Source organism: Erythrobacter sp. HA7-11, assembly GCF_055693605.1.
The window spans coordinates 2,128,644-2,142,605 of record NZ_JBVFUF010000002.1 but is presented as its reverse complement, the minus strand read 5'-3'; the positions used below and the strand labels follow the sequence as shown (position 1 = coordinate 2,142,605).

Annotated in this window: 14 protein-coding genes and 1 tRNA gene; 9 read left to right on the top strand and 6 right to left on the bottom strand. The window is 56.9% G+C overall.

Annotation, left to right across the window (positions count from 1 at the left end; all coding sequences use genetic code 11):
* The first annotated feature begins 76 nt into the window (after positions 1-76).
* A complete protein-coding gene (locus ACZ1GU_RS10980) occupies positions 77-757 on the top strand; it encodes a spermidine synthase (protein WP_472648025.1) in 681 nt (226 codons plus the stop codon).
* A gap of 21 nt (positions 758-778) precedes the next feature.
* Here ACZ1GU_RS10980 and ACZ1GU_RS10975 read toward each other — a convergent pair whose 3' ends face one another.
* The 4 genes from ACZ1GU_RS10975 to ACZ1GU_RS10960 all read right to left on the bottom strand — a co-directional run bounded on the left by ACZ1GU_RS10975 (position 779) and on the right by ACZ1GU_RS10960 (position 3,367).
* Positions 779-1,705: a DUF481 domain-containing protein gene (locus tag ACZ1GU_RS10975; RefSeq protein ID WP_472648024.1), complete on the bottom strand. Its 927-nt coding sequence runs from the start codon at positions 1,703-1,705 to the stop codon at positions 779-781.
* A 1-nt stretch (position 1,706) separates the two neighbouring features.
* Positions 1,707-2,234, bottom strand: a complete 528-nt coding sequence (locus ACZ1GU_RS10970) for a DUF1993 domain-containing protein (protein ID WP_472648023.1) — start codon at positions 2,232-2,234, stop codon at positions 1,707-1,709.
* Between the two features lie 93 nt (positions 2,235-2,327).
* Positions 2,328-2,600 carry a hypothetical protein gene (locus ACZ1GU_RS10965; protein ID WP_472648022.1) on the bottom strand — a complete coding sequence of 91 codons (273 nt, stop codon included), beginning with the start codon at positions 2,598-2,600 and terminating at the stop codon, positions 2,328-2,330.
* Between the two features lie 74 nt (positions 2,601-2,674).
* Complete coding sequence (locus ACZ1GU_RS10960; protein ID WP_472648021.1) at positions 2,675-3,367, bottom strand: GcrA family cell cycle regulator; 693 nt, start codon at positions 3,365-3,367, stop codon at positions 2,675-2,677.
* 148 nt (positions 3,368-3,515) lie between these two features.
* Between ACZ1GU_RS10960 and ACZ1GU_RS10955 the strand changes: the two genes are divergently transcribed.
* Positions 3,516-4,403 (top strand): ABC transporter permease, encoded by an 888-nt coding sequence (locus ACZ1GU_RS10955; RefSeq protein ID WP_472648766.1) that lies wholly within the window; start codon positions 3,516-3,518, stop codon positions 4,401-4,403.
* Positions 4,404-4,415: 12 nt separating this feature from the next.
* Here ACZ1GU_RS10955 and hspQ read toward each other — a convergent pair whose 3' ends face one another.
* Complete coding sequence (gene hspQ, locus ACZ1GU_RS10950) at positions 4,416-4,796, bottom strand: heat shock protein HspQ (RefSeq protein ID WP_472648765.1); 381 nt, start codon at positions 4,794-4,796, stop codon at positions 4,416-4,418.
* Between the two features lie 170 nt (positions 4,797-4,966).
* On the opposite strand from hspQ, the gene ACZ1GU_RS10945 reads away from it, so the two are divergent.
* A tRNA-Ser gene (locus ACZ1GU_RS10945) sits at positions 4,967-5,055 on the top strand.
* Between the two features lie 78 nt (positions 5,056-5,133).
* On the opposite strand, the gene ACZ1GU_RS10940 is transcribed toward ACZ1GU_RS10945, so the two are convergent.
* Positions 5,134-5,790, bottom strand: coding sequence for a TetR/AcrR family transcriptional regulator (locus tag ACZ1GU_RS10940; protein WP_472648764.1), 657 nt, complete (start codon positions 5,788-5,790; stop codon positions 5,134-5,136).
* A 113-nt stretch (positions 5,791-5,903) separates the two neighbouring features.
* Here ACZ1GU_RS10940 and ACZ1GU_RS10935 point away from each other — a divergent pair, with 113 nt between their 5' ends.
* From ACZ1GU_RS10935 to ACZ1GU_RS10910, 6 genes are all read left to right on the top strand, one after another.
* Complete coding sequence (locus tag ACZ1GU_RS10935) at positions 5,904-8,249, top strand: TonB-dependent receptor (RefSeq protein ID WP_472648020.1); 2,346 nt, start codon at positions 5,904-5,906, stop codon at positions 8,247-8,249.
* A gap of 12 nt (positions 8,250-8,261) precedes the next feature.
* Entirely contained in the window at positions 8,262-9,146 is an 885-nt protein-coding gene (locus tag ACZ1GU_RS10930) for an alpha/beta fold hydrolase (RefSeq protein WP_472648019.1), read from the top strand.
* Between the two features lie 73 nt (positions 9,147-9,219).
* Complete coding sequence (locus tag ACZ1GU_RS10925) at positions 9,220-11,082, top strand: putative nucleotidyltransferase substrate binding domain-containing protein (RefSeq protein ID WP_472648018.1); 1,863 nt, start codon at positions 9,220-9,222, stop codon at positions 11,080-11,082.
* Entirely contained in the window at positions 11,045-11,749 is a 705-nt protein-coding gene (locus tag ACZ1GU_RS10920; RefSeq protein WP_472648017.1) for an exonuclease domain-containing protein, read from the top strand. The genes ACZ1GU_RS10925 and ACZ1GU_RS10920 overlap by 38 nt, the downstream gene beginning before the upstream one ends.
* Before the next feature lie 109 nt (positions 11,750-11,858).
* Positions 11,859-12,137, top strand: a complete 279-nt coding sequence (locus ACZ1GU_RS10915) for a DUF4212 domain-containing protein (RefSeq protein ID WP_472648016.1) — start codon at positions 11,859-11,861, stop codon at positions 12,135-12,137.
* Positions 12,138-12,147: 10 nt separating this feature from the next.
* Complete coding sequence (locus ACZ1GU_RS10910; RefSeq protein ID WP_472648015.1) at positions 12,148-13,923, top strand: sodium:solute symporter family protein; 1,776 nt, start codon at positions 12,148-12,150, stop codon at positions 13,921-13,923.
* Positions 13,924-13,962: the final 39 nt, after the last annotated feature.

The following is a 13,962-nucleotide window of genomic DNA, read 5'->3' as shown; positions in this document are numbered from 1 at the left end:
CAGCTCTGTTGACCGTGCTCCGCGACCAAGCCGGTTACTGTGGCTTGGAACGTGAACCTTCGCTAAGGCGCTGGCCATGCTTAAACGCGAACTTATCGATACAGCTGAGATCCCTGATGGCGAAGTACTGGAACTGTTCAGCCACGGACGTGACTTCATCATAGCGCTCGGTCGTAATGAGTTGATGAGCACAAGGATGCGCTTCTCGGAGGAACAGCTCGCAGAGCTGACTTACGATCGGCTTGCGGACGATGCTCCGCGCATTCTCATCGGCGGATATGGCATGGGCTTCACCTACCGCGCCGCTTTGGCTCGCACGGGCGAGGGCGGCGAGATTGTCGTCGCCGAGATTTCGGACAAAATCGTGGAATGGGCCAAAGGGCCGATGGCGGAGCTGACCGGAGAGACCCTTTCCGATCCGCGGCTCGACCTCAAGATCTGCGATGTCGCCGCGATGATCGATGACGCCAATGACGGGACGTGCGCGAAGTTCGACGCGATCCTGCTCGACGTCGATAATGGCCCCGATGGAATGGTACGGGCGGACAATAACCGCATCTATTCGCGCACTGGCCTTGGCAAAGCGCGCGATGCGCTAAACCCGGGCGGGATCATCGCGGTTTGGTCAGCCGCGCCCGATTATGGTTTTCGCAGGCGCTTGAAAGAGGCGGGGCTGGACGTTGAGGAGCGCACCGTGCGCTCGCGCCCCAATAACAAGGGCGCACACCACACGATCTGGTTTGCGAGGAAGTCGTAGACCCAAGCCTCGAAGCGACCCCTAAAAATCGTAGATCAGCGTAATCCGGCTCAGTGTATCGGTCTGAACCGCGCCCAGGGGAGGGCTGGTGTCGTGCTCGACGGCATAGGATATGCGCGCCGAAAGATTGTCGCTAAGCGAAGCCTGAAGCCCGGTCGTGCTCGTATATGTGCTGTTGCCAGACTGGATGAAGGCGCTCGCATCCTGCGTCAATTTGAGGCTCTCGGCAATCTGCCAATCGAAGTCCAGCGCCGCGAGGCCGGCGAGATTTCGGGAAACCTCTCCTGTCGTGCTGCGCGTGACGCGGTAGGCAGGGCCAGCCTGCACGGTCAATCTTGGATTGTCGGTCAGCACCCGATAGCCGAGGCCACTCGATGCCGAAACGCGGTGAGAAAAGCCCTGGAACCGGTCGCGCTCCCACTGACCTAGAGCATAGGCGAACAGACGGTCATTCAAATCGACATCGGCTTGATAAGCGGCGAGGAATTGCTCGCGCGTGGTCACGCCATTGCTGCGCTGGTAGTCCGCAAGGAAGCGGAAGCGCTGCTCCCATCCGATTTCCTGCCGGCCAAGTTCGAGACCTGCTGTCACGCCGGTGTTCGATGAATTGCCGGTAGAACGGAATGCGCCAAGCTCGCCCTTGCCAGACCAATTATCAAAGAGCCCGGCTGTGCGGATTTCTTCCTTTTTGGCGACTGCTTTTGCGGCGGCGATTTCCGCTTGATCCGCGTCGAATTCCGCTTGGATCGCATCAAGCTCGGCTATGTCTTCGGGGTTAGTCTTCTTCGCAAGGTCGATCACAGTTGCGACCGCGTTGGCATCGCCACTCTCGATCGCCGCATCGATCATTGCTCGAACAGGATCAGGAACATCGGCCAATGCTGCTGTTGGTATGACGAGAAATGCGGACGCCGCGAAAGCGCCCAATGCGCTATGTAATCTGTGCATATTACTGCCCTGCGAGGCGCAATGGCCCCATAAAATCCATCTTTCCAAGCGGCAGGCCTTTCATACGCAAGATGTCGTAAAACGTCGTTGCATGGAAATAGTAGTTGGGCTGGTTGAAGCTGAGCAGGAAGTCTTGGCCCTTTAATTCCATCAACCGCTTGCCTCCGAGTACGAAACCAATTGTCTTGTCGGCCACGGCATCAACTTCTTCCACTGTCACTGCATCAAGCTTGGCGATGGCGTCTGCCAGCATTTCGCGCATTGCATCCCAGCTGTCTGGCAGATCCGTGAAGTCCGGGGTGAACTCGCCAGTCTTGAACTGATCAAAGGGATAGGCGGTGTGCATCCAGCAAGCGCGCACGTGCCAAGGCAGGTTCCACATGTCCTCAGCAAGCTTCGCTTCGAAAAGCTCGCTCGGCTCGAGCCCATTCTCCTTCGCGTAGTTTTCCGCCTTGTCGACGAGTCCCGACATCCCTTGGAGGATCTGGCGGGCACTCGGAACGAAGGCAGCGTACAGTGAAATCGGCATGGTACTCTCCAAAGCAAAACTGGCCCGCCCTGTTGGCTGGCGCTTCGGAGAAAGACAAGAACTGATCCGCGACGCATGTGCTCGTTCGTGTTGTCAGGGCTTCTTTTGGTTGGTGCCCACGTCTGACAGAATGCTGAGCATACCCTCGCGCGACTTGAAGCAAAAGCGCGCCCACACAAAGAGCAGGGCCGACGTCAACAGTCCGGGCCAGTGCGTGGCGATACTGAAGTTATCACTATTCAATGTGGTCAGAGCGAACAAAAAACCGCCAGGGATTAGGAAAATCCAGGCCATGGCGCGACTGTAGGCAATCCCGATCTTGCGATCGAGACGTTCAAAGCCGTTCTCTGCATCATCCTGCGGCACGTTCACCTCATCCTTTGCGAAGCAATACTGCAATGCAAAGTCTGAGATCGGGTTAATGCAGCTGGCGGATTACCTTAACGGACGCGAGGGCCGCCAAATGGCAAGGGTGGAGGGGGTCTGCGCGCGCCACGAGGCAGCTGTGCTTGATATGCCCGCCCGCAATGTTCGACACAATAAGGAAAGCCGGGGTTTACGTCTTCGCCGCAGAAGTGGAAGTCTGGCTCACCCGGGTGACCCATCGGCCAGCGGCATACCTTTTCCGACAGGTCGAGCAGGCTCGTCTTGTCGGCAATATCCGGGCTAGGCTTGGCTGGGACCAAGCGCCGCGGCGGGGCAGGGGGAATCGGCGCTTGCTGATCGCCTGGTCCTTGCCGTTGAAAGCCTCCAGGGCCGATCGATACAATCTTGGGCAGATCGGGCGTCGGGTTAGGCACGGGCTGCGAAGGCACCGCGCTGCCGCCTGCTTGTGCGCTTGCTGCGGGTTTGGCCGGAGCAGACGCGCTTTGACTTGCGGGAGGTTTCGCCGCTGGCTTGGCCAGTTTGACTGGAGCTTTCTTGGCCGTTGTTTTGGGAGCCGCTTTCTTGGCGACCTTCTTCTTGTCCTTCGCCTTCACCGGCGACGGGCGCGATTTCAGGCCAAGGCGATGCGCCTTGCCGATCACAGCATTGCGGCTGACCCCGCCCAGCTCTTCGGCGATCTGGCTGGCGGTTGAACCGCCTTCCCACAATTTCTTGAGCGTAGCGATGCGCTCATCAGTCCAAGCCATTGAAACTCCATTCCGTTTCGATCGCGTCTTTTACGCGGCGATGCATTCCCGATGGGGTGTTGCATCGCAAGTCAATTCTGTTGCTTGCGAGCGCGCCATGAACGAGCGCACTTGCAAGCCTTCTCCCATCGCCCTAACCGCTGCACATATGGCCGATCAAGCACAATCAGGCGTTCGAGCGGGAAACAGTTCGGACAGCGACAGCGCTTCTGCTGCAGTCCGGTTTCCGCCGCGCGGAACTCCAATTATTACCGGGATAAACCGCGTTGGGGTGTGGAGCCTTTATATTAAGGAGGTTCGGCGGTTTCTCAAGGTGCAGACGCAAACTGTTTGGGCACCTGCGGTGACGACTTTGCTGTTTCTTGTGATTTTTACGGTCGCGTTGGGCAGGGGCGGACGTGAGGTCTTGGGTGTGGGCTTTGCCAGCTTTGTCGCGCCGGGACTGATCGTGATGGGCATGATGCAAAATGCCTTCGCCAATTCCTCTTTCTCGCTGCTCGGCGGCAAAATACAGGGGACGATCATTGACTATCTGATGCCTCCGCTGTCGCCCGGCGAGCTGATGGCGGCCATTGTGGGCGCTGCGGCGACGCGCGCACTAGCGGTTGGCGGAGCCGTGTCGCTCGCCATGCTGCTGTGGCCGGGCGTGACCCTCGCACCGGTGCACTGGTGGGCGGTCATCTGGTTCGGCCTGATGGGAGCAGTGATGCTTGCCATCCTTGGGCTTGCTACCTCAATCTGGGCAGAAAAATTCGATCACAACGCGGCGATCAGCAATTTCGTAATCGCTCCGCTATCGCTGCTGTCTGGCACGTTCTATGTGATCGACAATCTATCTCCGGCGTTTCAGGCGATTAGCCGCGCAAACCCGTTCTTCTATGTGATCTCGGGCTTCCGCTATGGCTTCTTGGGGCGCAGCGACATTGGGCCAGACAGCGCCGTCATGTGGGCAGCTGTGGGGATTGCCATACTCAATGCGGTGATGGGCGTGGCCGTCTACTCTGTGTTGAAATCCGGCTGGAAGCTGAAGAGCTAGCTATCACGCGCCTTAGTGTGTCAACGAGCGCCGCATCTGATAGCGACCATCTTTGAACTGCTCGAAGAGCTGAGGTACGGTCGGGTGGTTGATCGGCCCGCCCTTCGCGTCATCCACCAGGTTTTGCTGGCTCACATAAGCGACGTAACTCTCGTCATTGCTTTCAGCGAGCAGGTGATAGAAAGGCTGATCGCGGCGCGGCCGGATATCTTCCGGGATCGACTGGTACCACTCTTCGCTATTGGCGAAGACCGGGTCGATATCGAAAACTACACCGCGAAAGTCGAACAGGCGGTGGCACACGACATCCCCGATTCCAAAACGCGAGTGCAATTGACGGGGGGCGGTGAGCGTACGGCCAGCTTGGCTGGAGAAGAACTGAGCGCTTTCCATGCGGCGAATATGGACCTCCATTTTCGCAAAACAAGCGTCTGGCCAATTCGCTCCCCAGTTTTGCGACGAAACACCACTTGGCAAGCGCACTTGCCTGCGCTAACGCGCGCGCTTCCCGCAGGCTGGCCAGCGACCGCTTTCAGGCGAATTCGAGGCAAAGTCGGGGATTTGGAGAGGTGCCGGAGTGGTCGAACGGGGCAGTCTCGAAAACTGTTGTGCCTTATGGGTACCGTGGGTTCGAATCCCACCCTCTCCGCCACCAATTTCTGGAATCAAAGAGATTTTTGGGTTTCCGGGGGAAGGTCCCAGAGTATGCGGGACTGGAGGCGAATATGAACTAACGCTTCAGGCCTTGTTCGAGAATTGATCGAGCGACTTTTTCGACGCTGGTCTGCTCGTTATCATCGGCCCAGACCGCATAGCGAAGTCCAAGAAAGACGTTCATTCCCATCAGCGCCCATGCATGGGCTTCGTCGACATCGCTGCGCATCTCGCCTTTATCGGCAGCAGCACGAAGGCGTCCATGGATCCTCGAGGCAGTTGCCTCGTAATGAGCACGATATGCCTTGGGGTCGACAAACTCGGATTCGTCGATGATGCGGTAAATCTCCTTATGTTCGCGGACAAAATCCAAGAAACTCGCTAGCGCAGCCTCTTCCACTTCAAACGCTGTTGGTGAGCGCCTCGACTGCAACGCTTCGACTGCTTGACCCGCTGAAGATTTGACTTGGCCGCTCAGGTCATGGACCAAAGCTTTGAACAGTGCTTCCTTGCTATCGAAGTAAGTATAGAAACTGCCCAGCGCGACGCCGGCTCTTCGCGTGATCGAGCTCACGGACGCCTCATGGAAACCCTTGGCACCGAACTCGACCGTCGAGGCATCAAGCAGCTTGCGTAGCGTCTTGCGACCACGCTCGGTTCGGGGGTTTTCGCTTCGGACTTGCCTGCCTCTTCCACCTTTGTCTGAGTGTCTTTCGGCGCGTTCATGTACTATCCCCTTGTCACGAACGACTACGCTGGCGATAGGTCGTGCGCAAGCATAACTTGAAAGTTGGTTCAACTTTCAATAATGGGGTCGCAGAGAGTTTATTCGGGAGAGTAGAGAAAATGACAGACCGCAAATTTCAGATGCGTGCGCTCTTGTTCACAGGATGCGCAGGGCTTGCCCTGCTTGCTGCGCCAACCCATGCGCAAGAGCAGGCAGAAGTTGATGTCGCAGACGAGGCGGATCAAGCGGAAGGTGTCATTCTTGTCACTGCCAGGCGTCGGGAGGAAAGACTGATTGACGTCCCGGTGTCTCTGACAGCGCTGTCCGGTGACCAGTTGGCGCGCCAGGGTACTCAAGAAATAACCCAGATTGCCCAAGAAGTGCCGAATATCACTTTGGAAGTGAGCCGCGGCACCAACACGACGCTCACCGCCTTTATTCGCGGCGTGGGTCAACAGGACCCTGTTGCCGGATTCGAGGCTGGTGTCGGACTCTATGTCGATGATGTCTACCTTAACCGCCCGCAGGCCGCCGTTCTCGATGTCTATGATGTGGAACGAATTGAGGTCTTACGCGGGCCTCAGGGCACCCTTTACGGTCGCAACACAATCGGAGGCGCGATCAAATATGTGACGGCCCAGTTGCCCGATGATCCGAGTCTGAAAATTCGTGGAACCTATGGCTCATACGATCAGGCCGATCTTATACTCACCGCATCGGCTCCGATCAGCGACAGCCTAAAGATCGGTGCGAGCGGCGCCCGGCTTTCGCGGGGCGGCTTCGGCGAAAATCTCAACCTCGGTACAGAGAACTACAACAAGGATGTCTGGGCCGCCCGCGGCACAATCGAGTTCGACAATGGTCCGCTCTTCGTTCGCCTTTCCGGCGACTACGTGAAAGACAATAGCGAGGCGCGGCAAGGTACGCGGCTCATCCCTGGCCTCTTCAGCGGCGCACCTGTGCTTGACGATGTTTTCGACACGCGAGCAGGATTGAATATCGTCGATCAGGAAGTGGAGGCCTATGGCGGGGCGCTTAATATCTCGCTTGACTTGTCGGACACGCTGACGATCAAGTCGATCACCGGCTACCGCGAAGACAGCTCGACCACTCCGATCGATTTCGACAGCCTGCCGGCCGCCGATCTCGACGTCCCGGCAATCTATGAGAACGACCAGTTTAGCCAGGAATTGCAGTTGCTCTATGAAGGCGACCGGCTTTCGGGCGTTCTAGGCGCTTACTATTTGAACGCAAACGCCTTCACTGCATTCGACGTCGCGCTATTCACTACGGGTGACCTGATTTCTTTGCCTGGGCTAAATGCTCAGACGTTGGGGGATGTGGATACGAAAACCTGGTCGATTTTCGGCGACTTCACATATGAGCTGACTGATCAGATTTCCGTTTCGCTTGGCGGTCGCTACACCAACGACAAACGCACCAGCCGGGTGCTGCGTACGACCTTCATCGGCGGTTTCTCTGACCTATTCGGTCCATCAACGGCTGTGCCCATTGCGGTTACCTCGGACTTTGAGGGCAGCAGGACCTTCGAGGACTTTTCTCCGCGCGCCTCGATCAGCTGGAAGCCCAATGCCGATCACAATATCTATTTTACTTATTCCCGCGGTTTCAAAGGAGGCGGGTTCGACCCGCGTGGACAAACCAGTGCAGCGCCGGATCTTGACGGAGACGGCGACGTCGATTTCGATGATCAGTTCGAATTTCTCAGCTTCGATCCCGAAACGGTCGACAGTTTCGAATTGGGTTGGAAGGCATCGTTGCTGGATAACCGCCTCAACATCTCGCTCGCCGCGTTCTTGGGCAGCTATGACGATGTGCAAATTCCCGGGTCCGTGGGTGTGGACACCACGGGTGACGGCGTCAATGACAGCTTTATCGGGATCACGTCGAATGCCGCGAGTGCGGATGTCAACGGCATCGAATTCGAGGGTAGCGCCCTGGTGGGGCGCGATTTTGCCGGTGTGGGTAGCCGCTTGAACGTGAATTGGTCGCTTGGCGTGCTCGATGCAGAATACAACACTTTCATCGACGCTTTCGGAGTGGATGTCGCTGATGAGCGTGTTTTCCAGAACACGCCGGATGTCACCGCGCATATGGGATTTAATCTGGGGCTTCCGGTTGCATCGGGGATAGTCGATTTTCTTGGTTCGGTCTCGTTGCGCAGCGATGCCAGCCAGTTTGAAACGCCCAATCCATTTCTCGATCAGGACGGCTTTGCACTGGTCGATGCAAGTATCGTTTATACCGACGATGAGGATCGTTTCTCAATCGGAGTGCATGGCAAGAACCTATTCGACAAACGCTACATTGTGGCTGGCTACAACTTTGTCGCGGGCGGAACAGGCGGCGTGCCTTTTACGCCGACGCTCGGGCTCGAAGGCACGCTCACCGGCTTTTACGGCGACCCACGACGGTTCTACGTGACTGGCGAAGTGCGGTTCTGATCAGGCGCGGGTATGCCAGATCAGCGCCCATTTGAAGCGCTGCATTATGTAAGTGCCGATGGCGGGCTCAAACTGTTTGCCCGCGACTATGCCGCTGTTCCAAAGGAGGCGGACAAGCTGCCCTTGCTGATGATGCACGGCTTGACGCGCAATGGCGCGGATTTTGAGCCGCTGATCCGCGCGTTGCGCTCGGATCGCAGGATTATCGTGCCGGATCAGCGCGGTCGGGGCTTGTCGCAATTCGATCCTGACCCCGGGAACTATCGTCCCGATGTCTACGCCGCTGATATGTGGACATTGCTCGATCGCTGCGGGGTCGACAAAGTCGTCTGTGTCGGCACATCGATGGGCGGCTTGATATCGATGGTAATGGGCGCACAAGAGCCTGCACGGATCGCCGGGATCGTTCTCAACGACGTCGGGACCCATGTGCATGAAGCGGGTCTTGCGCGAATTGGCAGCTATGTCGGCACAGATGAACCGATGGCGGATTGGCGCGAAGCAGCGGAGAGATGCAAGGAGATAAACGCATCCGCACTAGACGGGATGACCGAAGCTGACTGGCTCGATTTCGCCAAACGAACCTGCCTCGAATTAGGCGACGGTCGGATCGAATTCGCCTATGATACAGCAATATCGCAGGGAGTTGGCCAAGATGATCCCGCGACAGCTCCACCCGATCTTTGGCCCTTGTGGGAGGCGCTGACCGATATGCCAGTGCTGGTGATCAGGGGACAGAGTAGCGACATTCTTTTGCCTGAAACCGTGGACCGGATGGGCCAGAGGCATGCAGGACCATTCCAGAACGTGGAAATTCCCCGACGCGGTCATGCTCCGATTTTGGACGAACCGTTGGCAGTGTCGGCGATCAAAGGGTTTCTTGCCAGCCACGGTTAGCTTTACCGCATAAATCCGGACTGCGACCAAGGTCGCATATCTATTAGGCACCAAAGCCAGTAGTCTCGCTGGTATGACCAGCGAAATCGCCACGATTGCCCGCTATTTGGAGCAGGTCGCCCCATTCGAGTTTCTGGAGCGCGAGCAAATCGCGTCCCTTTCTCGCAAATTGGAAGTGCAATACGCCAAAGCCGGGACCGAGATACTGACCGCAGGCGAACAGAACGCATTTCTCTACCTTGTTAGATCAGGCGCGGTTGAGCTTCGTTTGGCTGGGGAAGAGCTTACTGCGCGGTTGGGGGCAGGGAGCACTTTTGCCTATCCCTCGCTGTTGCGCGGTGGCGAAGTGCATAACTCGACTATCGCGAGTGAAGACACGCTGCTTTATGCGATCCCCGCCAAGCAGTTTCATACCCTTCGCGATCAGGTTCCGAGTTTTCGCCAGTTCTTCGCGGAAGACGAAGCAATACGGCTTAGGCACGCACTAAGACAACGCCAGCGCCCAGCAGCTTTTGAACTTGATACCAAACGGGTAGGCAGTCTGATCAGCCATACGAAACCAGTTTCGAGTTCGCCCGAAACGTCCATTTCCGATGCCGTTCACCTGATGAACCGGCATGACGTCAGCACACTCGCCCTATGCGATCCCGACGGGCTATGTGGTATCTTCACGGACAAGGATCTGCGCAATCGTGTCGTGTCTGAAGGTGTGGCTTTGGATAAGCCCATCAGTCACGTGATGACGCCTTCACCCAGGACATTGTCGACCGAGAATACGGCGGCTGACGCGATGGCGATGATGGCGGCGGGAGGTTTCCGCCACATCCCCATGATCGGCGAAGACGGCAAGCTCGCAGGCATACTGAGTGCGACCGACATTCTCTCGGCAATTGGCAGCAACGCAATCGATACTGGCACTGCAATTTCTCGCTCGGTTTCAGCCGAAGAATTGATTCAGGCAGCAAAATATGTGCCTGAAAGCTTTGCGGCCATGACTGCCTCGGGGCTCCATGCAAGCCAAACCATGCAGTTCACGTCGGCTCTTGGCGAGGCGGTGCATCGCCGCGCGGTAGAACTGGCTGAACAAGAATTTGGCGAGCCGCCTTGCCCATATGCGTTGGTGGCGTTCGGATCACTTGCGCGGCGCGAGCAATTGATCGGCTCTGACCAAGATAGCGGACTTGTTATCGCGCAAGACGTCGATGCTACTGGCGCGGCATATTTTGAAGCGCTGGGTGCCCGCATTTCCGATCTGCTTGACGCGTGCGGCTATGTTTTTTGCGAGGGCGGGATCATGGCCAAGAACGCTGATCAACGCTTGACGAAACGCGGATGGCTGCAGCGCTACGAACACTGGATATCACAACCGACCGAAGACCGAATTCTCAAGGCGACAATCTTCTTCGACATGCGCTGCGTCTATGGTGAAGCGAATCTGGTGCGGACCTTGCGCAGCGAAGTGGTCGCGAAAGCGGCGGCATCCAGCATCTTCATTAGTTACCTTGCAAGAGATGCGCTGCGCACCAAAGTGCCGCTCGGTATCTTTCGCAATCTCGTGCTTGAAAAGTCTGATGATGGCGAGAAAGTGTTCGATGCTAAGTCGCAGGCCATCATGCCGATCATCGACATCGCAAGAACGCATGCGTTGGCGCACGGCAGCACTGCTGTTGGCACACAACAACGGTTTGAGACCTTGGCTGAGGCCGGAAAACTGAGCAGCGATGACGCGCAAAGTCTCAGCGATGCAATGCTGTTTGTGAATGAGCTGCGCATCGCGCATCAGGCTCGTCAGGTGCAGCAGGGCGAGCGCCCGGATAACCTGATAGCGCCGTATTCGCTCTCATCGCTTGAGCGCGATTATCTGAAGGATGCTTTCGCGGTTATCCGTCGCGGCGTTGATGCGCTCACGCGCAATTTTGCTGGCGGTATCGCCTGAAATGCTTGCTCGCTGGCGGTTCGATCGGCAGCTGCGCTCTCTGGCCGCAAGCGATCATGACGTCCTGCGAAGTTACGCTGCTGCTCAATGGCCAGAGCGCGACTGTGCGGCGTCCGATACGCAATTCATCGCGCTCGATTTTGAGCTAGATGGCCTGCAAAGGGACGCGCATCTACTGCAAGCTGGTTGGGTGCGATTTTCAGGCAGATCGCTGACAATGGGCGGTGCGCAGGCTTTCGACATTCGCAGTGATGCAAACCTCAATGCGCGCGCTGTCACTATTCACGGCATTGGCGAGCAGCGTGCCTCTAAAGGTGAGCCGATAGCGAATGTAATTGAGGTCCTGGTCAGCGAGCTTTCCGGAAAGATCCTGGTCGCTCACGCAGCTGCGATTGAAATCGAGGCGCTAAAGCGAGCTTCTAGATCGATCTACGGAAGATATCTGCCAGTCCGATCAATTTGCACGCTCGCGCTGGAGAAAAAACTCAATCCCAATCTCGTTGGCGGCGAAGCCTATCGTTTGGGTCCAAGTCGTGGCCGTTATGGTCTGCCAAACTACGAGGCACATGATGCTTTAACCGACGCTATCGCGGCTGCTGAATTGTTCCACGCACAGCTATCGCGACTGCCGTCAGATGTAACTTTGGCCCAACTTGAGCGTTGCTGAGACACCACTAGGGTGTAAGACTAAAGTCCATCTCGCACATCAAGCTGCGCCCACGTAGCCTCCCTCTAAAGCTCGGGAATCCCTCCGAGCAATCACGGGAGGGGAACAGATGGACGACAACACATCCACACATGAAACCAACGAGGCGGAGGGCGCATACTGGCGCGAGAATCTTCGCCTTCTTGTCACCTTGATGGTGATTTGGCTCGCCTGTTCTTTCGGGGCGGGAATCCTTTTCCGGGATTTCCTCGATCAGTTCAGCATCGGCGGGTACCCGCTCGGCTTCTGGTTCGCCCAGCAAGGCTCGATCTACATCTTCATCGCTTTGATCTTCTACTACGTCTTCAAGATGCGGAAGATCGAACGCAAATACGATCTCGACGATTGAGGGGGCAATCATGGAAACGCAAACTCTGATCTACATCTTCGTTGCTCTCAGCTTCTCACTCTACATTGGTATCGCCTTGTGGAGCCGGGCTGGTTCGACCAAGGAATTTTATGTCGCAGGCGGCGGAGTTAATCCCGTAGTCAATGGCATGGCCACCGCCGCTGACTGGATGAGCGCGGCGAGCTTTATCTCGATGGCCGGAATTCTCGCTTTCGCCGGATATGATGGTTCAGTCTATCTGATGGGCTGGACCGGCGGGTATGTGATGCTTGCCTTGTTGCTTGCGCCGTACTTGCGCAAGTTTGGCCAGTTTACCGTGCCTGACTTCATCGGCACACGTTATTATTCCAAGGCGGCGCGCGTCGTTGCAGTGATCTGTCTGATCTTCATCAGCTTCACCTATATTGCAGGCCAAATGCGCGGCGTCGGGATCGTGTTCTCGCGCTTCCTCGATGTCGACATCACCATGGGCGTGATCATCGGCATGGGTATCGTCTTCATCTATGCTGTTCTCGGTGGGATGAAGGGCATCACCTACACTCAAGTTGCGCAATATTGCGTGCTGATCTTCGCTTACATGGTGCCGGCATTCTTCCTCAGCTTCATGATCACTGGGACTCCGATCCCGCAGATAGGTCTCGGCTCGGAGGTGGCCGATGGCTCGGGCTTATCGGTCTTGCAAAAGCTGGACTCGGTCCTCGTCGATCTGGGTTTTACAGCCTACACTGACGGCTCAAAGAGCATGATCGATGTGTTCTGCATCACGCTTGCACTGATGGTTGGTACTGCTGGCCTGCCGCATGTGATCGTGCGCTTCTTCACCGTGCCTAAGGCGTCGGATGCGCGCAAATCGGCTGGCTGGGCATTGATTTTCATCGCCCTTCTTTACACCACCGCACCTGCCGTCGGCGCGTTCGGAATGCTCAATTTCGTCGATAAAGTGGATGACACACCTTACAGCGAAGTGGACGAGTTCTTCCCGCTGTGGGAGAGCAACGGTCTGCTCGCGTTTCAGGACAAGAATGGCGATGGCGTGATGCAGTATCGCCCAGGAGTCGCATTTGAAGGCAAGCCCGAATACACCGGTGAAACCGGTCAATCAGGTGAGCGACTGCTCTCGAACAAGCCGAACGCAGACAGCGAAAACGAAGTCTATGTCGACCGCGACATCATGGTTCTCGCTAATCCAGAAATCGCCAATCTGCCGGGCTGGGTCGTCGCATTGATGGCGGCTGGCGGACTTGCTGCTGCGCTTTCGACGGCTGCAGGACTGCTACTGGTGATTTCAAGCTCGGTCAGTCACGACCTGCTGAAATCGACTTTCCAGTCGAACATATCGGAGAAAGGTGAATTGCTGGCAGCGCGTGTCGCGGCGACAGTGGCGATCTGCGTTGCTGGCTATCTTGGGATCTATCCTCCCGGATGGGTGGCCCAGGTAGTCGCATTCGCATTCGGCCTCGCTGCAGCAAGCCTTTTCCCAGCAATCTTCATGGGCATCTTCTTCAAGTCGATGAACAAGGAAGGCGCTATTGCCGGGATGGTCTCCGGCCTGGTCTTCACCTTTGGGTACATCCTCTACTTCAAACTGATGAACCCGGCGGCGAACACTGCGGAAAACTGGCTGTTCGGCATCTCGCCGGAAGGCATCGGAGTGATCGGTATGCTGATCAACTTCGGAGTTGCTATCGCTGTTGCGAGTATGACCGCGAAGACACCGGACGAGATCCGCAAGCTGGTCGACTCCATCCGTGTGCCGCGCGGCGCAGGAGATGCCCACGCGCACTAAGAGCGGGTCCGGGTCGCAAAAGGGGGCGGTGTCGTGAGG